Source organism: Breoghania corrubedonensis, from assembly GCF_003053845.1.
Taxonomy (GTDB): domain Bacteria; phylum Pseudomonadota; class Alphaproteobacteria; order Rhizobiales; family Stappiaceae; genus Breoghania; species Breoghania corrubedonensis.
Window position 1 is genome coordinate 108685 of the sequence record NZ_QAYG01000005.1, and the last position, 22048, is coordinate 130732.

General features: G+C 64.2%; 14 protein-coding genes and 2 tRNA genes. 7 read left to right on the forward strand and 9 right to left on the reverse strand.

What is annotated here, in order from left to right; genetic code table 11:
- Window positions 1-98: 98 nt before the first annotated feature.
- Window positions 99-1352 carry a tyrosine--tRNA ligase gene (gene tyrS, locus C8N35_RS14320; RefSeq protein ID WP_107990388.1) on the reverse strand — a complete coding sequence of 418 codons (1254 nt, stop codon included), beginning with the start codon at window positions 1350-1352 and terminating at the stop codon, window positions 99-101.
- A gap of 97 nt (window positions 1353-1449) precedes the next feature.
- Between tyrS and C8N35_RS14325 the strand changes: the two genes are divergently transcribed.
- Window positions 1450-2559: an anhydro-N-acetylmuramic acid kinase gene (locus C8N35_RS14325; protein ID WP_107990565.1), complete on the forward strand. Its 1110-nt coding sequence runs from the start codon at window positions 1450-1452 to the stop codon at window positions 2557-2559.
- Between the two features lie 16 nt (window positions 2560-2575).
- Here C8N35_RS14325 and C8N35_RS14330 read toward each other — a convergent pair whose 3' ends face one another.
- Window positions 2576-3739, reverse strand: coding sequence for a GNAT family N-acetyltransferase (locus tag C8N35_RS14330; protein WP_170122111.1), 1164 nt, complete (start codon window positions 3737-3739; stop codon window positions 2576-2578).
- Between the two features lie 257 nt (window positions 3740-3996).
- Between C8N35_RS14330 and C8N35_RS14335 the strand changes: the two genes are divergently transcribed.
- Entirely contained in the window at window positions 3997-5058 is a 1062-nt protein-coding gene (locus C8N35_RS14335; protein WP_146177411.1) for a polysaccharide deacetylase family protein, read from the forward strand.
- Between the two features lie 26 nt (window positions 5059-5084).
- Here the strand turns inward: C8N35_RS14335 and C8N35_RS14340 are convergent, their stop codons facing one another.
- Window positions 5085-6047, reverse strand: a complete 963-nt coding sequence (locus C8N35_RS14340; RefSeq protein ID WP_107990391.1) for a cation diffusion facilitator family transporter — start codon at window positions 6045-6047, stop codon at window positions 5085-5087.
- Between the two features lie 890 nt (window positions 6048-6937).
- On the opposite strand from C8N35_RS14340, the gene C8N35_RS14345 reads away from it, so the two are divergent.
- The gene (locus C8N35_RS14345; protein WP_107990392.1) at window positions 6938-7966 is read left to right on the forward strand and encodes an efflux RND transporter periplasmic adaptor subunit; all 1029 of its coding nucleotides are present in this window, start codon (window positions 6938-6940) and stop codon (window positions 7964-7966) included.
- Window positions 7963-11199, forward strand: a complete 3237-nt coding sequence (locus C8N35_RS14350; protein WP_107990393.1) for an efflux RND transporter permease subunit — start codon at window positions 7963-7965, stop codon at window positions 11197-11199. The genes C8N35_RS14345 and C8N35_RS14350 overlap by 4 nt, the downstream gene beginning before the upstream one ends.
- A 524-nt stretch (window positions 11200-11723) precedes the next feature.
- Here C8N35_RS14350 and C8N35_RS14355 read toward each other — a convergent pair.
- A complete protein-coding gene (locus C8N35_RS14355; RefSeq protein WP_107990394.1) occupies window positions 11724-12362 on the reverse strand; it encodes a MarC family protein in 639 nt (212 codons plus the stop codon).
- Window positions 12363-12579: 217 nt separating this feature from the next.
- Here C8N35_RS14355 and gyrA point away from each other — a divergent pair, with 217 nt between their 5' ends.
- A complete protein-coding gene (gene gyrA, locus C8N35_RS14360; protein ID WP_107990395.1) occupies window positions 12580-15399 on the forward strand; it encodes a DNA gyrase subunit A in 2820 nt (939 codons plus the stop codon).
- Window positions 15400-15527: 128 nt separating this feature from the next.
- Here gyrA and C8N35_RS14365 read toward each other — a convergent pair whose 3' ends face one another.
- Entirely contained in the window at window positions 15528-15884 is a 357-nt protein-coding gene (locus C8N35_RS14365) for a hypothetical protein (protein ID WP_107990396.1), read from the reverse strand.
- Between the two features lie 381 nt (window positions 15885-16265).
- Here C8N35_RS14365 and C8N35_RS14370 point away from each other — a divergent pair, with 381 nt between their 5' ends.
- Window positions 16266-16763, forward strand: coding sequence for a DUF192 domain-containing protein (locus C8N35_RS14370; RefSeq protein WP_107990397.1), 498 nt, complete (start codon window positions 16266-16268; stop codon window positions 16761-16763).
- A gap of 149 nt (window positions 16764-16912) precedes the next feature.
- On the opposite strand, the gene C8N35_RS14375 is transcribed toward C8N35_RS14370, so the two are convergent.
- The 4 genes from C8N35_RS14375 to C8N35_RS14390 all read right to left on the reverse strand — a co-directional run bounded on the left by C8N35_RS14375 (window position 16913) and on the right by C8N35_RS14390 (window position 20622).
- Window positions 16913-19576 (reverse strand): hybrid sensor histidine kinase/response regulator, encoded by a 2664-nt coding sequence (locus C8N35_RS14375; RefSeq protein WP_107990398.1) that lies wholly within the window; start codon window positions 19574-19576, stop codon window positions 16913-16915.
- Window positions 19577-19928: 352 nt separating this feature from the next.
- Window positions 19929-20005: transfer RNA gene (locus tag C8N35_RS14380), tRNA-Arg, on the reverse strand.
- A gap of 119 nt (window positions 20006-20124) precedes the next feature.
- Complete coding sequence (locus C8N35_RS14385; protein WP_107990566.1) at window positions 20125-20430, reverse strand: ETC complex I subunit; 306 nt, start codon at window positions 20428-20430, stop codon at window positions 20125-20127.
- Window positions 20431-20545: 115 nt separating this feature from the next.
- Window positions 20546-20622 (reverse strand) — tRNA-Pro (locus C8N35_RS14390).
- 250 nt (window positions 20623-20872) lie between these two features.
- Between C8N35_RS14390 and C8N35_RS14395 the strand changes: the two genes are divergently transcribed.
- A complete protein-coding gene (locus C8N35_RS14395; protein WP_107990399.1) occupies window positions 20873-21991 on the forward strand; it encodes a DUF2336 domain-containing protein in 1119 nt (372 codons plus the stop codon).
- Window positions 21992-22048: the final 57 nt, after the last annotated feature.

A 22048-nucleotide genomic window follows, 5' to 3' on the forward strand; every position in this document is an offset into this window, starting at 1 on the left:
CGCATTCAGGAAAAAGCCGCCGGTCACAAGTGCCGGCGGCTTTCGGTTCATTTCGGACGGTCGGCGGATCACGCCGTCTTATCTCGCAGGCATGCGCCTCACACCGGGCGCAGCAGGATGTGCTTCTTCTTGCCGAGCGAGAGCTTGATCACGCCGTCGGAGGTCAGGTCGGCGGCGGTGAGCGTGCGGCGCTCGTCGGTCACCGTCTCGTCGTTGATACGCACCGCACCGCCCTTGACGTTGCGCCGGACATCGCCGTTGGACGCGCACAGTCCCGCCTGCACATAAGCCGCCAGAAGGCCGATGCCGGCCTCCAGATCGGTTTGCGGCACCTCGATCGAGGGAAGCGACTGGGCGAGTGCGCCTTCCTCGAAGGTCTTGCGCGCGGTTTCCGCCGCTTCCGCCGCCGCCTCGTCGCCGTGCATCAGCCGGGTCGCCTCGTTGGCCAGGATCTTCTTGGCCTCGTTGAGTTCCGCGCCCTCAAGCGCCTCCAGCCTGGCGATTTCGTCGAGCGGAAGCTTGGTGAAGAGCTTCAGGAAGCGGCCGACATCTGCATCCTCTGTGTTGCGCCAGAACTGCCAGTAGTCGTAGGGCGAACGCATGTCCGCGTTGAGCCAGACCGCGCCGTCCGCCGTCTTGCCCATCTTCGCGCCCGACGACGTGGTCAGAAGAGGCGTGGTCAGCGCGAACAGCTCGGTCTCCGTCAGCCGGCGGCCGAGGTCGACGCCGGACAGGATGTTGCCCCACTGATCCGAACCGCCCATCTGCAACCGGCAGCCGTAGCGGCGCGTCAGTTCGACGTAGTCGTAGGCCTGCAGCACCATGTAGTTGAATTCCAGCAGCGACAGGTGCTGCTCGCGCTCCAGCCGCAGTTTCACGCTGTCGCGCTGGAGCATCTGGTTGACCGAGACGAAGCGGCCGATCTCACGCAGGAAATCGATGTAGCGGAGCCCCATCAGCCAGTCGGCGTTGTCGGCCATGATAGCGTCCTTCGGGCCATCGCCGAAGGTGAGGAAGCGGTCGAAGACCTTGCGGATGCCGGCCTTGTTCTCCTCGATCTCCTCATCCGTGAGGATCTTGCGCGCCTCGTCCTTGCCGGTCGGGTCGCCGATCCGGGTCGTGCCTCCGCCCATCAGCGCGAGGGGGCGGTGGCCGGTTTCCTGCAGCCAGTGCAGCATCATGATCTGCACCAGCGAGCCGACATGCAGGCTTTTCGCCGTGCAGTCGAAGCCGATATAGGCGGTGACCGTCTCGGACAGGAAAAGCCTGTCCAGCGCATCCGTGTCGGAGCACTGGTAGATGAAGCCCCGCTCGGATAGGGTCCTCATGAAATCCGATTTGTAGACGGTCATAGCGTTTTTCCTTGATTGAAATGGCACCCTCCGGCGGGTGCGCGCTGGGTCATAGCGGAAATCGCGGCCAATTTCACGGCCAAAAAAGGTGGCATCCATGTCTGGAACTTACCGCGCGCTCGGCATGATGAGCGGCACGTCCATGGACGGCATCGATCTGGCCGTCATGGAGACCGATGGAGAGGGCCTCGTGACGGCCGGGAAAACCGCATTCCGCCCCTATCGCGAGGAAGAGCGCGCGCTCATCCGCAAAAGCCTCGAGGAGGCGCGTGTCGTGGGCCACCGTGCGGAGAGAACGCCTGCGATGGCCGCGGCCGAAGCCGCGATTACCCGCGCGCATGAGGATCTGGTTCGCACATTCCTCGACGAGAGCGGCCTTGCGCCGCAGGAGATCGATGTGATCGGCTTCCACGGCCAGACGCTCTTCCATGCGCCCGAGCGACGCCTGACGGTGCAGATCGGCGATGCCAGGGCGCTGGCGCGGGCGCTGGGTATCGATGTGGTTACCGACATGCGGGTGGCGGACGTGGAGGCGGGAGGCGAGGGAGCGCCTCTGGTACCGGTCTATCACCGCGCGCTTGTCGCAAGCGCTGAGCTTTCCCGGCCGGTGGCGATCGTCAATATCGGCGGGGTCGCGAACGCGACGTGGATCGGGGCGGGAGAGAACGATCTGATCGCCTTCGACACCGGACCCGGCAATGCGCTGATGGACGATTTCATCGCACGGCGTACCGGTGCCGCGATGGATTCGGGCGGCGCGCTGGCCGCGAAGGGCCGGGTGGATGAGGCGTTGCTTTCGCGCTGGCTCGACAATCCCTATTTCTCCCGCCGCCCACCGAAATCGCTCGACCGCGACGCCTTCGCCTGCGAGGGCCTCGACCTGCTATCGACCGAAGACGGGCTGGCGACGCTCGCCGCGTTCACGGCGGAAACGATCGCGCGGGGGCTGGCGCTGCTGCCGCGATCGCCGGAGCTGATCGTCGTCGTGGGGGGCGGGGCGCGTAACCCGACACTGCTCGACCATCTGTCCAGGCGAAGCGGCATCGATGTGCGCACCGCCGATGCGGTCGGCTGGGCGGCGGATTTCGTGGAGGCGCAGGCCTTCGCCTATCTCGCCGTACGCAGTCTCAAGGGCCTGCCCCTGACCTTTCCCGGAACGACGGGCGCGCCTTCGCCAATGACCGGCGGAGTGCTGATGGAAGCTTGAAGCGGAAGGCGCGCTTCTAGAAATGCGCGCGGCTGCGCAACTGGCGGGCCTTCTTGACGGCGTTCCACAGCACCGGATTCGCCTTGATCGCACGTTTGACCGACTGGCGAAGCTCGTAGAACCCGGCATGCAGGCGACCGGCCGCCGACATGGCGATGAAACTGTCGAAAAGCGGATCCGGCTCGCACCAGGCGCTCTTGTAGCGGGCCTCGCCGATGCCGAGATCGAGCTGCGTCATGCCGCTCTGGCAACAATATTCCACCACGTCGAGAAGCAGCTGGTCGCCGGGGCTGGTGGCGGTCAGATCGTCCTCGCGGAAGGAGTTGAGGAAGCACGAATACCGTCCGCGATGGACGCCGCCGACATAGGTCGCGCGGATGATGCCGCCAACCTCCAGCGCATGCGCTTCCATGATGGGCCCGGTTGTCGGAGATGAAAGACCGTCGAGAAGGATCTCGCGGGTCATCGCCTGCGCGCCCTTTTCGGCAAAGATGCTGGGAATGCCGGCCTCGGCGGCGCGCGCGTTGCGTTGCTCGACCAGCGCATCGACGATCTTGAGAACCGTCGCCTCGTCGCGGGCGTGAAGGAGGCGGATTTCGCCGGCCTCGGCCATCGTCTCGCGTTTGCGACGCTGGGTGCGGCGGCTGCGGCTGGAGCGCCGGCGCGCGTAGAGGGCGTCGAAATCGGGCTCCAGGTCCATGACGAAGGAATTGCTCGGGCTCTGCTGCTCGCAGATCATCGCGAAGGGGTTGTCGAACCCTTCCCAGGTTTTGGGCTGGTTGGCGAGTTCGAAGCTGTCGATACCGGCCTTGCGCGCGATGTCGCCGAGTGCGCGGCGCATCTCCTCTTCGGTGATCGCGGCGATCTCCGAGGGGCACCACAGGCCGAGATTGTAGTTGTTGAACTTGCCGCCGAGCCAGCGCGCGATCTTCAGCGGTCCGGCGCGCCAGATGCCGAGCGGCCAGATGAAGACAGGTCTGCCGTCGCGCTCGCCGACGACCAGAGCCAGCCGGTCAAGCGTCGCTCCGCCGACATGGCTGTGCCACAGCTCAAGCCAGCGCAGACCCTGATAGACGGACATGACGGCATCGCGTTCAAAAGCCCGCCACAGGGGGCGAATCTCGTCGAAACTGTCATGGATCCGAAGATCGAGCGCGGCCGAGTGACCTGCGTCGGTCATTTTATCAGCTGCGCGCGGCTCCGCCGTTGCCACAGGCATGCGAAAACTCCCTGACCCGCTTCACTCGGTACTCCTAGAGCGCTTTCCGATCAAACGGACGCGTTTGATCGACAAGAAACCGCTCCAGATAGCTTGCTGGAGCATATTCTTATCGACCCGATCGATTCGATCCGGTCGGAATATGCTCTAGCAAGGAGTTCTAAAGAAAGGGTGGTTACGATCAGACATATTTCGGGGCTGTCTGTCGGGATTTTACGGTGACCAATTTCTGGAAGACGCTGGGCTATCGAACGGTAATGGACGCGCTCCATCTGACCGGAGCGCAACGGGTTCTGGCGCCGCTCACGCGCGGGCGGGGGCTTGTCTACATGCTGCACCGGGTGGTGGGCGCGCGCGACGACGAATTCCAGCCCAATGCCTTTCTGGAGGTGACGCCGGAATTTCTCGAAACCGTCATCCTCGACACCCGGGCCGCCGGCATCGAGTTCGTCTCCATCGCCGAGGCGCATCGCCGGCTGGTGGCGGGTGAATTCGCGAACCGGTTCGCGGTCATGACGCTCGATGATGGCTATCAGGATAATCTGGACATCGCACTAGGGGTGTTCCGGCGCCACGCGGTGCCCTTCACGGTCTTCGCATCGAGCGGCATCGCCGACGCGACCTGCGAACTGTGGTGGCTGGCGCTGGAACGCATCATCGCGGAAAACTCGCAAATACGGATCGATTTCGAGGGCATGAGGGAAACCGTGCCGGCCGGCACCACAGCGCAGAAGAACGCGGCCTACGAGCGGCTGTGCGGCTGGATCGGAGCGGGCCTCGACGAACACGCGCAGCGCCGCGCGATCCGGGCGCTGGCCGATTGGGCGGGTCTCGACATGGCCGCGCTTTGCCGTTCGCTCGCCATGGATTGGGACGGTCTGCGCCGTCTCGCCGCCGAACCGCTCGCCACGATCGGCGCGCACACCGTCGGCCATCACGCGGTGGCGCGGATGAGCGAGGCGGAGGCGCGCGACCAGATCGTGCGTGACATGGAGCGTCACGAGGCGGAACTGGGAAAGCGGCCGGAATTCTTCGCCTATCCCTATGGCGGCAAGCTGGCCGCCGGTCCGCGCGATTTCGCGCTCGCCGCCGAACTCGGCTTCAAGCTCGCGGTAACGACCCGCCCCGGCCAGATCTTCCCCGCCCACCGCACACACCTGACGGCGTTGCCGCGTGTCTCGCTGAATGGCCTCTATCAGAAACGGCGCTATGCGGAGTTGTTGCGCGACGGCGTACCGTTGGCGCTCTACAACGGGTTTCGCAGGCTCGACGTGGCTTGAGGCGGAGCGTCTTCCCCGCGTTTTCGTCACGCCGTCCCGGTCTCCGCGTCTCTTTGGGCATCGCGCTCCAGCGCCTCGCGGTGGCGGCGCCGGCTCTGCGCCTCGATGAAGACGCGGCTGACGTCGCGATAATGGCTCTTGATCTCGGCCTCCAGGTCGGAGGTCGCTTCCTCCACTTCCGCCGCGCTCAACGCATCGTTGAAATCGAGTGAAATCGCCATCAGCACGTCATGCGGGCCCAGATGCATGGTGCGCAGCTCGTTGAGGCCTGTGACCGCCTCGTTGCGCGCCACCATCTGCTCCACGGTCGAGATGAGTTCGGGCGCCGCCGCCTCACCGATCAGCAGACCCTTGGTCTCAAAGGCGAGCAGGACCGCCGTTCCCGCCAGCACGACGCCGATGGCGACCGAGGCCGCGCCGTCGAACCATTCGATACCGGTCATCTCCGCCGCGACCAGACCGGCGAAGGCGATGATGAGGCCGAGCATCGCGGCGCTGTCCTCGAACAGCACGGTGAAGACGGTGGGGTCCTTCGACTGGCGCACGGCGGCGATATAGCTGCGTCGTCCCTTGGCGCGGGTGAATTCCCTGAGCGCGATCCACCATGCGGCGGCCTCGAAGACGAAGGCGAGGCCGAGGACGACGAAGTTGACGAGCGGATTGCTGACCGGGTGGGGTTCCAGCAGCTTCTGTATTCCTTCGTAGATGGAGACGCCCGCACCGACCGCGAAAATCAGGATGGCGACGACAAAGGCCCAGAAATAGAGTTCCACGCCATAGCCGAACGGATGCTCGCTGTCGGCCTTTCGCGAGGCGCGCTTCATGCCGTAGAGCAGCAGGCCCTGGTTGCCGGTATCCACCAGCGAGTGGATGCCCTCCGACAGCATGGCGGAGGAACCGGTATAGATCGCGGCCGCGAACTTGGTGATGGAGATCAGCGTGTTGCCGGCGAGCGCCGCATAGATCACCTTTTTCGAGCCATGGGCCATTTGGAAACGCCTTTCGGGGACATCGCGCAGGGGGAGCCGGAACGCCGGTGCGACGTTCGGCGGCAACTATAGCCGGGAACGGCGGGATGGAAACGACGCGTTGACAACGATTGTCCGGCGGGAGCGTTCCATGGGGGATGGGGGCCGGACGCGCGAAGGAACCGCGTGGGTCTCTGGAATGCTGGATTCCCGCCTTCGCGGGAGTGACAAGCGGAAGGATCGGCCGGAGTGGCGTTCTTCCTCGTCCGCTCTCTCCGCGTGTCATCCCGGGTCTGCACGTCAGTGCTGCCGTGCAGACCCGGGATCTCGATCGGCTGGCTCCAAGAGATCCCGGTTCTGCGAAGCGGCACTTCGCGCCGCAACGCGTCCGGGATGACGCTGGAGGGAGTGCAGGGCGAGAAGGAACGACCCTCGGGCGCTTTCACCCTCTCGATGTCATCCCGGGCGAGCATTGCGAGACCCGGGACCCAGTAAACGCGAAGCCTCATATTGGGTCCGGTCGCCATGTGGCGCCTTCGCGGCGGGAGCCTTGAGCGGCAACGGTTACTGGGTCCCGGCTCTCCGCTTCGCTGCGGCCGGGATGACATCGCAGATGTTCGGCCGCCGTCGATTGCCGTCTCCGGAGGTCACGAAACAGAGTTGTTGACACTGAAGGGATTTGGTGAATGAAGCAGAGCGCAGCCACCTTTTCCGCTTCCATCCGCTGCGAATGATCAATTCCGCCGGGGGGCGAATGGAATAAAAAGAAGGGGTATGAATCCGGCTCATTTCCTAATATATTTATATTCGAATATACTAATGTACGGGGTGACAGAATGGTTTCCCATGCCTCTCCAGCGAGGACTGGGCCGGATGGGTCGGCCGAGCAGAAACGCGAAGCCCGCGGCGTGATGCGGGGTCGGCGCCGCGGTGCGTCGGGTCCTTTCCGCACGCTGGCGCTCGCCGCCTGCCTCGCGCTTCTGCCGGCGGCAGCGCTCGCGCAAGCCTTTACCGTGCGATCCAGCGAGGTCGAGGACATCAAGCGTGTCTATGGCACGGTCGAGGCCACCGTCGAGGTGCCGGCCCGCGCCCGGATTTCCGGGACGCTGGAGGCGCTTTCCGTCGATGAGGGCAGCTTTGTGCAAAAGGGCGAGGTCGTCGCCCATGTGATCGACGAGAAGTTGTCGCTTCAGGCCCGGGCGCTGGAAGCCAAGATCGAGGCCGCGCGCTCGCAGGTCACCAAGGCGCAGCTCGACTACCAGCGCGCCGAGGAGCTGTTCAAGCGCGGCACCGTCTCCAAATCGAATATCGACCAGCTTCAGACCGCGCTGACCGTGGCCGAGAACACGCTGAAGGCCAACGAGGCCGACCGTGCCGTCATCGAGCAGCAGAAGGCGGAGGGCGACGTGCTGGCGCCGACGACGGGCCGCGTGCTGGAGGTTCCGGTCACGCAAGGCTCCGTCATCATGGCCGGCGAGGTGGTCGCCAAGGTCGCCGCGGACGGGTTCCTGCTGCGCATCGAGGTACCCGAACGCCACGCCCGCTTCATGAAGGTGGGCGATCCGGTCCGCCTCGGCGCGGATGAGCTGGGCGATGACGGCAACGCGCGGGCGGGCGAGATCGTCAAGATCTATCCCGAGATCACGCAAGGCCGCGTGGTCGCCGATGCCAGGGTGCCGGGGCTCGGCGATTTCTTCGTCGGCGAGCGCACGCAGGTGCTGATCTCGGTCGGCACGCGCCAGGCGATTATCATTCCGCTGAAATACGTCACCACCCGCTTCGGCCTCGATTTCGTGCACCTTGCGCGCGAGGGGAGCGAACCGCTCGACATCGTCGTCCAGCTTGGCGAGCGGCATGAAATCGCCGGGGAGATGGGGCGCGAACCGGGCGTGGAGATCCTGACCGGACTGAAGGCCGGCGACGAACTGGTGATGCCATGAAGCTCGGGCTTTCGGGAAACCTGACCCGCGGCTTCATCGGTTCCCCGCTGACACCACTGCTGCTTTTTGCAGCGCTGGTGCTGGGGTCGATATCGCTCGTCACGCTGCCGCGCGAGGAGGAGCCGCAGATTTCCGTGCCGATGGTCGATATCATCGTGCAGGCGGACGGGCTGAAGGCGCCGGATGCGGTCAAACTCGTCACCGAGCCGCTGGAGACCATCGTCAAGGCCATCGATGGGGTGGAACACGTCTACAGCCAAACCGTGGACGACCATGTCATGGTCACCGCGCGTTTCTATGTGGGGACCAACGCGGATGACGCGATCCTCAGGGTTCACGAGAAGATCCGCGCCAACATGGACCGCATTCCGACCGGAATTCCCGAGCCGCTGGTGGTGGGGCGCGGCATCAACGACGTTGCCATCGTCGTCGCCACGCTGACGCCGAAACCCGAGGCCGCCGACCGCTGGCGCCCCAACGAGCTCTACGATCTTGCCGACGAATTGCGCATCGAGCTGTCCCGGCTCGACAATGTCGGGCTGACTTACGTGGTGGGCGGGGCCGCGAACCAGATCCGCGTGGAGCCGGACCCGGAAAAGCTGTCGCTCTACGGCGTGACGCTGGACCAACTCGTCGGCAAGGTTCAGGCGGCGAACCGCTCCTTCATGGCGGGCTACGTGCGCGAAAACGGCCGCTCGGTGCCGGTCGCCGCCGGACAGACACTCGAGGGCGTGCCCGATATCGGCCTGCTGCTTCTCACCACGCGCGACGGCAGGCCCGTCTATGTCCGCGACGTGGCGCGCGTGATCGTCGGGCCGTCGCAGGACGAATCGCGCGTCTGGAATATCGAGCGCCAGAAAGCGGGAACGGAAAAGGGTGAGGTGACGCGTCTGCCGGCGGTGGAGGTGGCGGTGGCCAAGCGGCCGGGCGCCAATGCCGTCGTCATCGCCGAGGAGATCCTCCACCACATCGAGGATCTGAAGGGTCGGCTGATCCCCGATACCATCGACGTTCGCATCACCCGCGATTACGGCGATACGGCCAACGAGAAGGCCAACGAGCTGTTGTTCCACCTGGGGCTGGCGACGCTTTCCATCGTGCTGCTGGTCGGCATCGCCATTGGCTGGCGCGAGGGGCTGGTGGTGGCGATCGTCATTCCCACGACGATCCTGCTGACGCTGTTTGCCGCCCAGATGATGGGCTACACGATCAACCGGGTGAGCCTGTTCGCGCTGATCTTCTCCATCGGCATTCTGGTGGATGACGCGATCGTGGTGATCGAGAACATCTCGCGCCACTGGGCCATGAAGGACGGGCGCACGCGCATGCAGGCCGCGATCGAGGCGGTGGCGGAGGTCGGCAATCCGACCATCATCGCCACGCTGACGGTCATCGCGGCGCTTCTGCCGATGATGTTCGTCTCCGGCATGATGGGCCCCTACATGAGCCCGATCCCGGCCAATGCCTCGGCCGCGATGCTCTTTTCGTTCTTCGTCGCGGTGGTGGTGACGCCCTGGCTGATGCTGCGCTTTGCCGGAAAGGCTCCGGTGCATCATGCGCCCGAGACGCCGGGCGATGCGTCCCACGCGGGCGGTCTGCTCGGCCGCGTCTATCGCATTGCCGCGCGTCCCGTGCTTGCCTCCAAGAGCCATGCCTGGGTGTTTCTGCTGCTTGTCGGGGCGGCCACGCTCGGCTCCATGGTGCTGTTCTACACCAAGGACGTGACGGTGAAGCTGCTGCCCTTCGACAACAAGTCTGAGGTGCAGGTGATGCTCGATCTGCCGGAGGGCACCTCGCTGGAGGAGACCGACCGCACGCTGGAGCGTGCCGCCTCGCTGCTGATGGATATCCCCGAGATCACGTCCATCCAGAGCCATGCGGGCACGGCCGCACCCTTCAACTTCAACGGGCTGGTGCGCCACTATTTCCTGCGTGAATCGCAGGAGCTGGGCGACCTTCAGGTGAACCTTCTGCCCAAATCCGAACGTAGCCGCGAAAGCCACCCGGTCGCGCTGGAAATCCGCGAAAGGCTGAAGGCGCTGAACGTGCCTGAGGGCACGTCGATCAAGGTCGTCGAGGTGCCGCCGGGACCGCCGGTGCTCTCCACGCTGCTGGCCGAGGTCTATGGCCCCGACCCGAAGACGCGCCGCGCTGTCGCCGACAAGCTGGAGGAGATCTTCAAGTCGGTGCCTTTCATCGTCGATGTCGACAATTCGCACGGCCAACCGACGGAACGTCTGCGCTTCGCCATCGATCAGGAGAACCTTGAATATCACGGCGTTTCGGAAAGCGACGTCTACAACGCCATCCAGTCGCTGCTGGGCTCGACCACGGTCGGCTATTCGCACCGCGGCGAGGGCCGGCGGCCGGTGGAAATCACTATCGCCCTGCCAAAGAGCGAGCGCACATTGTCGGAACGGCTGCTGGCGACGCCGGTGCCGGCCAACGCGCTTCCCGGCGCGCGCGGCGTGGTGGAACTGGGCGACGTGCTGAAGATCGAGAGGGAGAAGGCGTCCTATCTGATCTACCGCCACAACCTGCGGTCGGTGGAGATGGTGCAGGCGGACCTCGCGGGCGAATACGAGGCGCCGATCTACGGCATGCTGGCGGTTCAGAAGAAGATCGACGAGACCGACTGGGGCGATCTGCCCAAGCCGGAGGTGATCCTGCACGGCCAGCCCGTGTCGGATGCCAATGTCGCGATGCTGTGGGACGGCGAATGGGAGGTAACCTGGGTGACCTTCCGCGACATGGGGGCCGCCTTCATGGTGGCGCTTCTGGGGATCTACTTCCTCGTCGTCGGCCAGTTCGGCTCGTTCAAGCTGCCGCTCGTCATCCTGACGCCCGTGCCGCTGACGCTGATCGGCATCATGATCGGTCACTGGCTGTTCCACGCGCCGTTCACGGCCACCTCGATGATCGGCTTTATCGCGCTGGCCGGCATCATCGTGCGCAACTCGATCCTGCTGGTGGATTTCATCCGCCACGCCAAGACGGAAGACCGCGCGCTGAAGGACGTGCTGCTGGAGGCGGGCTCGATCCGCTTCAAGCCGATCCTGCTGACAGCGCTCGCCGCGATGATCGGCGCGGCGGTGATCCTGACGGATCCGATCTTCCAGGGGCTCGCCATCTCGCTGCTGTTCGGCCTTGCGTCCTCCACGCTGCTGACCGTGCTGGTGATCCCGGCGATCTACGTGGTGCTGAGGGACGACGGCAAGCCGATGCGGGAGTAGGGGGCTGGCGAAACGGCAATCTCGCCGGCGTCATCCCGGGCGCATTGCAGCACGCAGTGCTGCTGTGCGGACCCGGGACCTCGCGCAGCACGGATGAGGGCAGATCCCGGATCTGCGAAGCGTCACGGGCGTGCCGCATCGCGTCCGGGATGACACTGGAGAAAATTGAGCGAGAGGCGGGGGCAACCGCACGGCAGGCTACAAGGGCGGGAATGCCAATGGTGCTTTGGGAACTGTCAAAGGCACACGCGTCGCTCCGGCATTCTCGGAAGGTGCTGGATCCCCCGGACTTCGCCGGGGGATGACGACCGACAGGCCGTGGTCTCGCCGCTTGCGCCCCTCTCCCCCCTTGTGGGGGAGATGCCCCGTCAGGGGCAGAGGGGGGTACTAGCGGCAGGCTCGGAGCAAGCGGCGCTACCCCCCCTGTCACGCATTCGCGTGACATCTCCCCCACAAGGGGGGAGAGGGGGGCTCGTTGCGGCTTTTCGGTATCTTAGCGTTTCGCCGGAGCGCCCGAGCAGGCTCTACCCCGCAAAAAACGCCCGCGCGCCATCGGCGACGAACTGTACGCTGAGCGCGGCCAGCAGCACGCCGAGGAGGCGCGTCAGGACAAGCTGAACGGTCGCGCCCATCAGCCGCTCGATGCGGTCGGCGAGCAGGAAGATCACGAAACACGAGCCGACGATGGCAAGCGTGACGATGATCAGCCCCGTCAGCTCGATGCCGTCGCTCGCCTGGGAGGCGAGCAGGATCACCGCGGAGATCGACGCCGGACCGGCGATCAGCGGGATCGCCAGCGGGAACACCGCGACATCGTGCGACTGGTCGCTGTCGTCATCAGGATGCGCGAGCTTGTCGGCGGTGTCGCTCTTGCGCTTCTGGCGGCGGGCGAAGATCATTTCGAAGGCGATGTAGAACAGCAGCAGTCCGCCGGAAACCTGGAAGGCGGGAACCGAGATGCCGAGCACGTGCAGCAACGTCTTGCCGCCGAACAGGAAGATCATCAGCAGCACCGCGGCGATGGAGACAGACCGCACGGCGACTGCCCGCCGGGCCACGCCCGACGTGCCGGTTGTGACCGCCAGGAACATCGGCGCAAGGCCGATCGGGTCCACAGTCACGAACAGCGTGGCGAAGGCATTGATCAGATAGTCGGCAAGCATGAAGGGCCCCTGTTGCGAGCAATTTGATTCCATAGCAGGCGCGCCCGCCGCCGGCCACAGGCGCTTTGCCGCCACAATGTTGTGCGTAGCTTGTCGGACCCTTGATAACAATATGAAAAAAAAGGGAAAATAGCGCCCAATTTGCAGGCTTCGCATTTGGATCGCAAAGCGGAATCGGCTATAAGATAAGAATCCGTTCCAACCGACGAGACTTTTCTTGGCAGACCAGGACACTACGACGTCATCCGGCGGGTTGCCGTCGGATATCCGGCCCATATCGATTACCGAGGAGATGAAGCGCAGCTACCTCGATTACGCGATGAGCGTGATCGTGTCTCGCGCGCTCCCCGACGTTCGAGACGGCCTCAAGCCCGTGCACCGGCGCATCCTCTTCTCGATGTCCGAGAACGGCTACGACTGGAACAAGCCGTACCGCAAGTCGGCCCGCGTGGTCGGTGACGTCATGGGTAAATATCACCCCCATGGCGACAGCGCGATCTACGACGCGCTGGTGCGCATGGCGCAGAACTTCTCCATGCGCCTGCCGCTGATCGAGGGGCAGGGCAATTTCGGTTCCGTCGACGGCGACCCCGCCGCCGCCATGCGTTATACCGAGTGCCGGTTGCAGAAGGTCGCGCACACGCTGCTCGACGACCTCGACAAGGACACGGTCGACTTTCAGGACAACTACGACAATTCCGAAAGCGAACCCACTGTCATTCCGGCGCGCTTTCCCAACCTGCTGGTCAACGGCGCCGGCGGCATCGCCGTCGGCATGGCGACGAACATCCCGCCGCACAATCTGGGCGAGGTGATCGACGCCTCGATCCTGCTGATCGACAAGCCGGAAGCGACGCTGGACGAGGTGATGGAAATCGTCCCCGGTCCGGACTTCCCGACCGCCGGTCTCGTTCTCGGCAAGTCGGGCATCCGCTCGGCTTATGAGACGGGTCGCGGCTCGGTGCTGATGCGCGGCCGGGTGACGACGGAAGAGGTCCGCTCGGGCCGCGACGCGCTGATCATCCACGAGATCCCCTATCAGGTGAACAAGGCGACGATGATCGAGAAGATCGCCGAGCTTGTTCGCGACAAACGGATCGAGGGGATTTCGGACATTCGCGACGAGTCCGACCGCTCGGGCATGCGCGTCGTCATCGAGCTGAAGCGCGACGGGGTGGCCGATGTCATCCTCAACCAGCTCTACCGCTTCTCGCCGCTGCAGCAGAGCTTCGGCTGCAACATGGTGGCGCTGAACGGCGGCCGGCCGCAGCAGCTCGGCCTGATGGACTTCCTGCGCGCCTTCATCGACTTCCGCGAGGAAGTCGTCAGCCGCCGCACCAAGTTCCTGCTCGGCAAGGCCCGCGACCGCGCCCACGTGCTGGTCGGCCTCGCCATCGCCGTCGCGAACATCGACGAGGTCATCAAGCTCATCCGCACCGCCCCCGATCCGGCGACGGCGCGCGAGCAGTTGATGGCGCGCGACTGGCCGGCAAGCGACGTGGCCGCGCTGGTGGAACTGATCGACGATCCGCGTCACAAGGTGTCGGAGACAGGCACCTACAAGCTGTCGGAAGAGCAGGCCCGCGCCATTCTGGACCTGCGCCTGCAGCGGCTCACGGCCCTGGGGCGCGACGAGATCGGCGACGAGCTGACCAAGCTTGGCGAGCAGATCTCCGATTATCTGGAAATCCTGCGTTCGCGCCCGCGCATTCTCTCCATCATCAAGGAAGAGCTTGTCGCCGTGCGCGAGGAATTCGCCACGCCGCGCCGCACCGAGCTTCTGGAAGGCGGCGCCGACCTCGACGACGAGGACCTGATCGCCCGCGAGGAGATGGTCGTCACCGTCTCCCACACCGGCTACATCAAGCGCGTGCCGCTCTCCACCTATCGGGCGCAGCGGCGCGGCGGCAAGGGCCGCTCCGGCATGGCGATGAAGGAGGAGGACTTCGTCACCCGCCTCTTCGTCGTCAACACGCACACGCCGGTGCTGTTCTTCTCATCGCGCGGCATCGTCTACAAGATGAAGGTCTGGCGCCTGCCGCTTGGCGGGCCGACCTCGCGCGGCAAGGCGCTGGTCAACATGCTGCCGTTGCAGCCGGGAGAGTTCATCAACACGATCATGCCTTTGCCCGAGGATGAGGACACCTGGGGCGAACTCGACGTGATGTTCGCCACCACCAAGGGGTCGGTCCGCCGCAACAAGCTCTCCGACTTCACCCAGGTGAACCGCAACGGCAAGATCGCCATGAAGCTGGAGGAAGAGGACGGCTCGATCATCAATGTCGAGACCTGCCGCGAGAGCGACGACGTCCTGCTGACAACGGCGCTCGGCCAGGCGATCCGCTTCCCCGTCACGGCGGTGCGCGTCTTCCAGAGCCGCGCGTCCACCGGTGTGCGCGGCATTTCGCTCAGCCCCGGCGACAGCGTCATCTCCATGTCCATCGTCAACCACTTCGAGGCGACCTCGGACGAGCGTGCCGAGTACCTCAAGCGCCGCCGGCTGATGCGCGGCGAGACGGAGGACGTGACGCTGGAAGGCGAGGGCGAGGAAGGAACCGTCACATCCGGCGGCGAGCTTTCCGAAACCCGCTACGTGGAAATGAGCGCGATCGAACAGCACATCCTCACGATCTCGGAAAACGGCTTCGGCAAGCGCACCTCGTCGTTCGAATACCGGATCACCGGGCGCGGCGGCAAGGGCATCGCGGCGATGACCGTCAACGAGCGCAACGGCAGCCTCATCGCGTCGTTCCCGGTCGAGGATGCCGACCAGATCATGCTGGTAACCGATGGCGGCCAGCTCATCCGCTGCCCCGTCGAGGGTATCCGCGTAGCCGGCCGCTCCACACAGGGCGTGACGGTCTTCCATACCGCCAAGGACGAGCATGTCGTCGCCGTCGAGCGCATCTCGGAGGATGTGAACGGCGAAAACGGCGAGGATGATCTCGACGAGGACGGCGAAGCGCCGGAAGGACCGGATGGCACGGGAGAGCCCGGAACGGATGACGCGCCCGGCGGCACGGAGCCGGAAGCCTGATCGGGTTTGATCTTTTCCCGAGTTGAACAAAAACAGGGCCGCCCGAACAATCGGGTGGCCCTGTTTGTTTCGTCAAGGCGGCAGGGAAGGGCCGTCAGACGGCACGTATCAGGCGCGGATGTCTCGGATCAGCTGTTGGAAGGCTGGCGCTGCAGCACGGAAAGCTGGCGGCCGGTATCGCGGAACTCGACGGTCCGGCTTGGTGCAAGCCGCAGGTCCTGGCGCTTCGACAGGGCCTTCAGGCAGCTCTCGTTCCAGTTGCCCCAGGCCTGACCGGCGCAGGCGTCTTCATAGCCGATCGCGTGCCGGTCACTCTTCATTGGGCTGGCGGAGACGACGTCGCCCGCCCCGGCGGTGCCGAAACTGATGCCGAACAGCGCGAGAAAGAAAACAACCAGCGCGGCGGCGGTGGCGACCGTCAACTCACGCGGGCGGATGCTGAACGGCAAACTCATGTGAAAGGTATCGTGCTCGGTATAGGCCATGACGTCTTTTCCCTGCTGAGTGCGTGGCCGTTTTCCGGCCTCCTTGGAGATCATAATGCCTTAGAGGTAACCGGAGCGCCGTGACGGGGGTCACACAAAAGCGCCAGGTTTCTGCCGAAAGCACGCCTCCTTTGACAAATAAACGCCACAGCGTGCCCAAGCGTTCCCCGACACGGGGCGACGGGCGGTCCGAGCGGGCCCGGAAAACGTGGCGAAATGTCGGAAAGCGTATCTGGATCAATATTCTGGATGGATATGTTGAGCCCGATTTGAGGTGCTGGAGCGAGGCGCGACGGGCCGCAGCGACCTGACAGGATGGGCGACGGGGCCGGGAATTCGTGGCATAAGACGATCCGTTCCGCGCGATAGAGGAGTTTGCCGATGTTCCGTCCTGCTGACCGGTTTTTCGCCCGGCGCACGTCTTGTTCTCTCGGCCTGCTGGTGGCGGGCGTGATGGCGCTCGTTCTCGCCCTGGGCGCGGCACAAGGCGTGCAGGCGGGGCAAACCGAACCGCTGACGCTGGTGACCAGCTCCGGCCGTCACGACTTCCGCGTGGAGGTCGTCGCGACGCCCGCCGATCGCGCGCGCGGCCTGATGTATCGAAAGTCCGTGCCCGATGGCACCGGCATGCTGTTCGATTTCCAGTACCAGCAACCGGTCTCCTTCTGGATGAAGAACACCTACGTGTCGCTCGACATGATATTCATTCGCGAGAACGGCGCCATCGCGCGCATCGCTCAGGACACAACGCCCTTGTCGGAAAAGGTCGTGCCTTCCGGCGTGCCGGTGCGCTACGTGCTGGAAGTGGTTTCCGGCACGGCGAAGCGGCTGGGGATCCAGCCGGGCGACAAGGTCGAGGGCGCCGGCATCGGCGGCTGACAGGGCTGCTAGCTGACTGGGCGGCTGAAAGGGGTGGTGGGTCCCGACGGATCCCTGTTCGACGGCATCCGCTCAGCCCGGCGCGCGGGGCCGTCTCCGTCGCGGGTATCGAAACGTCTGGGAGCGCGGAAACACGCCGCTTCGCCGCCTTACGACGTCGCTTCCTTGAGGGCGGCCTTCTTTTCCAGCAATCTCATGATACGTGCGGTGACGTCACCGATCTGGTGCTTCGACTTGACCATCGTCAGGTCCACCTCGGGATTGTCGACCGTCTCGTCGAGCGCGGTGAGAACGACGATGGCGGTCCGGTCCGGGGCGGGAATGGACTTGATGAGGGCGAGGCCATCCCCCTTGTGAAGCGCGATGTCGATGATCACGAGGTCGAACGAGCGTTCCCGCAGCTGGCGTCTGGCCTCCTCCAGCGTCGCGACATTGACCAGTTCGATATCATCTTCCACGGCGGTCCTGAGGACTTCGGCGAAATCGGCGTCGTCTTCGAGATGCAGTCCGATATGTCGGGGAGGTGCGCCGCGCGTATTTCGCTCGCGCCACTCGATGAGCGGGAACGTGACCCAGAATGTGGTGCCTTCGCCCATGGTGCTGTGGAAGCCGATCGTACCGCCCATGCCCTCCACGAGGCGCTTCGTGATGATCAGGCCAAGCCCGGTGCCTGCGCGTTTCGCCGATGAGCCCGTGTTGGCCTGACTGAAGGGCGTGAAAATCTTGTCATGGAAGTCGCGCGGGATGCCTGCGCCGTGATCGGTGACGAACAGCCGCGCATCCATGCCGACCCGTTCCACGCCCACCTCGACACGTCCATTCTCCCGCGAGAACTTCGCCGCGTTCGAGATCAGGTTCGCCAGGACCTGTTGCAGTCTGTCCTGATCGACGGGACAGACGAGCGGCTCGCTGGCCATGACGGCTTTCAGCGTGACCTTGCGTTCCTGCGCAAACGTCATGTTCATGTCCACCGACTTCCCGATCTCGTCATTCAGATCGCAGCGCGAAAGCTGGAAATTCACCTTCTCGGCCTGCAGCTTCTCGAAGTCGAGGATGTCGTTGACGAGAAGGATCAGGCGCGAGGTGTTCTTCTGCGCCATGCTCAGCATTCTTTCGATCTTCTCGGGCCGGGGCTTGGCCATGATCTGATCCATCAGCACCAGCGCGCCGCGAATGGACGTCAGCGGCGTTCTCAACTCGTGACTGACGGTTGCCACGAATTCCGTCCGCACCCGTTCGATCTCGCGCCGCTCGGAGATATCGCGGATCGCGCCGCTCAGCTTCGGCTTGCCTTCGAGGGTCAGGGCGCTGACGCTGATCTCGACGGGCACGCGGCCCCCCCGGGATGTTTTCACCTCCAGCTCGCGCATCGTTCCCGGGTGGGCGGGATCTCGCAGGATCTCGCTGATGTCGCCGAATATCTGCGTGTATTGCGACATGTGTTCGGGAAGCAATATTTCGACATGCTGGCCGATAACGTCTTGCGCCTCGTAGCCGAACAGCCGTTCACAACTCGGATTGAAGCCCTCGATGATACCGTCCTCGTTGATAAGGATGAGGCCGTCGGGAGCGTTGTTCACGATGACCTTGGCGCGCGCTTCGCTGTCGATCAGCGCCTGCGTGCGCTGCTGGAAGGACCGCGCAAGGTCGCCGATCTCGTCATAGCGCGCCGTCGGCAGTTCGGCGATCAGCTCCTCATCGGAGGATTCGAGAATCATTCTGGTCAGGGAGCCCAGGGGATTTATGAGGCGTCGTGTCACCAGGACCGCGATCACGCCGAACAGAAACGCCGCGATGACACAGATGGTTATCATCCGGTCCCTGACGACGTTCGCGTAGCCGAGAAGAGCCTCCGCCGGCATTTGCGTCGCGAAACCGATCTGCGCCGAGTATTGGGAATATTTCCCTGAATCGCGCACGAAATAGGCGATCATGTCGCCGAATTGTATCAGTCCCTCGCGCTCCTGCGAGGAAAGGACCGCGGAAATGAGCGGCGTCGGGCGATGCGAGGGATCGGAACGCAATTGCAATGTGACGTGTCCGGCGGGCTCGCCGGGCGCGCGCTGGATGTAGTCCTCTTCGCCACCGTTCACCGCGATCATGAAACTGTGGTCCACCGTACCGCCCATGGCCCATCTGAGCATGGCTTCGTAATCGGCGGTGATGACGATGAGGCCGAAACGCCGCCCGCCGGCGTCGTCCACCGGGATCATGCCGCGGACGACCAGCCGCTTCCTGAGTCTGCTGTCGTTGTCCTCGTATTCGTAGGAAACGTCGGAGAAGGAGACCTGGTTGGAGGGCTGGGCGATGCCGAACTTGAAATAGGGTTCTGCGGCCACTTGTGTGAGTGCCGTGTTCGGCCGCACGATGGTGCCGCGCCCGATACGTTCGACACGAACGAGTTCCTGTCCCTGATCGGGATAGCCGACGAAGCGGATCTTGAAGTATTCGGGATTGCTCTGCAGGACGGCGCGGAATGTCGACTCGAGCCGGGCGCGCAACCGGTTCGTCGTCGACCCGTCGGAAGGGTCGGGACCCGCGCTTTGAAGGCTGCGGATGATCCCGTCGACCGCCGGGACGCCCGCGAGGGTTCGCAGATTTCTCGCCATCGCGGAATAGATGAGCTCGAAACGCTGGGTCATCAGCCGCGTTTCAGAGGCGATCGAGTCGACCGCCTGATCCCGTGTAATCTGCCGGATTTCCGAATAGACCAACAGCCCGAGGGTCGCGGTGCTGGCGACAACGCTGAAGCAGACCAGAAACATGATCCGGTAGGTCAGAGAACCGAAGCGGTAACCCAGTAGCCGTCTCATTGTCTCGCCCGGATAAGGAGCTGAAACAGGAACAGCTCCGAATATGCGAAAGAATCGAACCACTAAGACATATATCAAATATACGATCTGAGTTGGTAATTATTCGTGCTGAAATCGCTATGGAAACTACTGAGACAAAGGTGCGTATTCGGTTGGATTGTTCAATTCATCCGTCTGTTTGACTGTCGGGACGCTCGATCGAAGCCGCGACAGCGACGGAAGGAGGGCACTCGCGCCGATCGCTCCTTGTTGGGCGGGGGAGCGGCGCGCGACGCGGGAGGGTCTGGCGAGTGCGGATGGCGCGCGAATGGCACAGGCCTATCGGGAATTCAGCGCTATGAAATTGGATTTTTGGTGACCCCGACAGGATTCGAACCTGTGACCGACGGCTTAGAAGGCCGTTGCTCTATCCAGCTGAGCTACGGGGCCGGTTTGGCGGCGCAGGAACCCTGCGCTTCCGGCAAAGGTGCCACATGTGTGCGGCAAAGTCTTGCGCCTGAGGGGCGCCGGCAGTTGGCGCCACCGGAGACGTCCGGCGGCACGCAGGATCAGTGCGTCCAGGGGGTGGCGCGGTCGAAACGGAAATTGTCGGCGTAGGCCATCGGCCGCGTCTTGCGCTCGTGCGCCTCGCTCACCCGGTAGGGAATGCCCTGCGCCTTGGCATAGGCGACCGCTTCCTCGCAGGTCTCGAAGAAAAGGCGGATCTGGCCCTTCATGTCGACCGACGACGTGTAGCCCATCAGCGGCTCGATCTCGCGGGGGCTCTCCGGCTCGTAGTCGAGCGCCCAGCGCTTTGTCTTCGCCTTGCCGGACTGCATCGCCGTTTTGGCGGGACGATAGATGCGTGCGACCATGACCGTCTCCGATTCTTCGCCAATCATCATATGGTAGCCGCCGTTTCGAACGGCCGCCTCCGCAGTTCTCTTCCGGCAGAGGCCCGCATGATATCAGGCCTCTTTCGAAAGAAAATGGTCGGGGCAGCAGGATTTGAACCTGCGACCCCCTGGTCCCAAACCAGGTGCGCTACCAGACTGCGCCATGCCCCGAGCGGCGGATCGTGCGGCGGATCCGCGAGCGTTGGATACACGACAAAAGCCGGGCCCGGCAAGCGGATATCGAGGAGGCCGGTAATCGCGCACCGCGGACGGTGTCCGTGTCAAACTGCAATGCCGCGCGAAATGCGCCGTGCCATTTACTCCGGCGAAAGCATACCGAACTGTTACAGGCGCGCGAAGCGGCGCAACATGCTAGAATTTCGACCAATTTCGGGATACGGCGGTAACAAGGGGCAACAATATGCCGGTGGCGAAACTGGTGGAACTGGCGCGCGACCGCAGCGCCAAGGGCAGGACCGCGCTGGTCAAGGCGATTTCCGAGGTGTTTTTCCGGGAAACCCATATTCCAGGCGACATCGAGAAACGTCTGTTCGGCGACGTCGTCGCGAAGATTCTCGATCAGGTCGCGGATGAGATTCGCGCCGATATTGCGGACCAGATTGCACGCTCCGAACATGTCGACCGTGATCTCGTGCTGGCTTTGGCCAATGACGACGCCGTCGTGGCGACGCCCATTCTCCAGATGTCGCCGCTGCTGCGTGACGACGACCTTGCCGAAATCGCGCGTGTGCGCGGCGAAAGCCACCGCATTGCGATTGCCGGGCGACCGGCGATCGGCGAGGCGGTGACGGACGTACTGGCGCAGGTCGGCGGCGCCGATGTGCTGCGCAAGATTGCCGGCAATCGCGGTGCGCGGTTCTCCATGGCCGGCCTCGGCCATCTGCTCAACAGGGGCGGCGAGGACCCGCAGGTTCAAAAGGGCCTCGCCGAGCGCGGCCGCGACGAGAAGGAGTTCGGCCACCGTCTGCAATCCTCGCTGACCGACGAGTTGCGCGCGCGGCTTGGCGCCTTCGCCTCGCTTGTGGAAGAGGGACGCTTCGAGGAGGCAGTGCGCCGGGCCTCGGGGATGATCGAGGTGGGGATGAAGGAAAGCGCTCACCGTCAGCTTGAGCGCAACGCCCTTTACGACGCGGTGCGCGACGGCCGGCGGACACTCGATTCGGTCATCAGCGAACTGGCCATGGAAGACCGGCTCAGCGATGGCATCTGGTTGCTCGCGATGCTGCTGCGGCTCGACGAGACGACGCTGAAGCGCTCGTTGTTGCACAGCGACATGTCTTCCGTCGTCGTGCTTTGCCGGGCGACCAGCATGGGCATGCAGGGCTTTTGCGCCTTCTGCCGGCTTATCTGCAAGCGCGTCGGCCGCCCCGAGAGCGAGGCGAACGCCTTGTCCGAGGATTTCGGCCGGACCCGGCAGGAAGATGCCCGACGCACCGTGCTGATGATCCGCGAAGCCCAGCGTTCGCAGATCGCCTCAAAGGCCGCGTCCGCGCAATCCTCCGATACGGTCGCCGCCTGAGCCGCCCGGTTCGCGCGTTTGCCCGAAGTCCGCGCGCCGGCCCCGGGAAAAGGGATG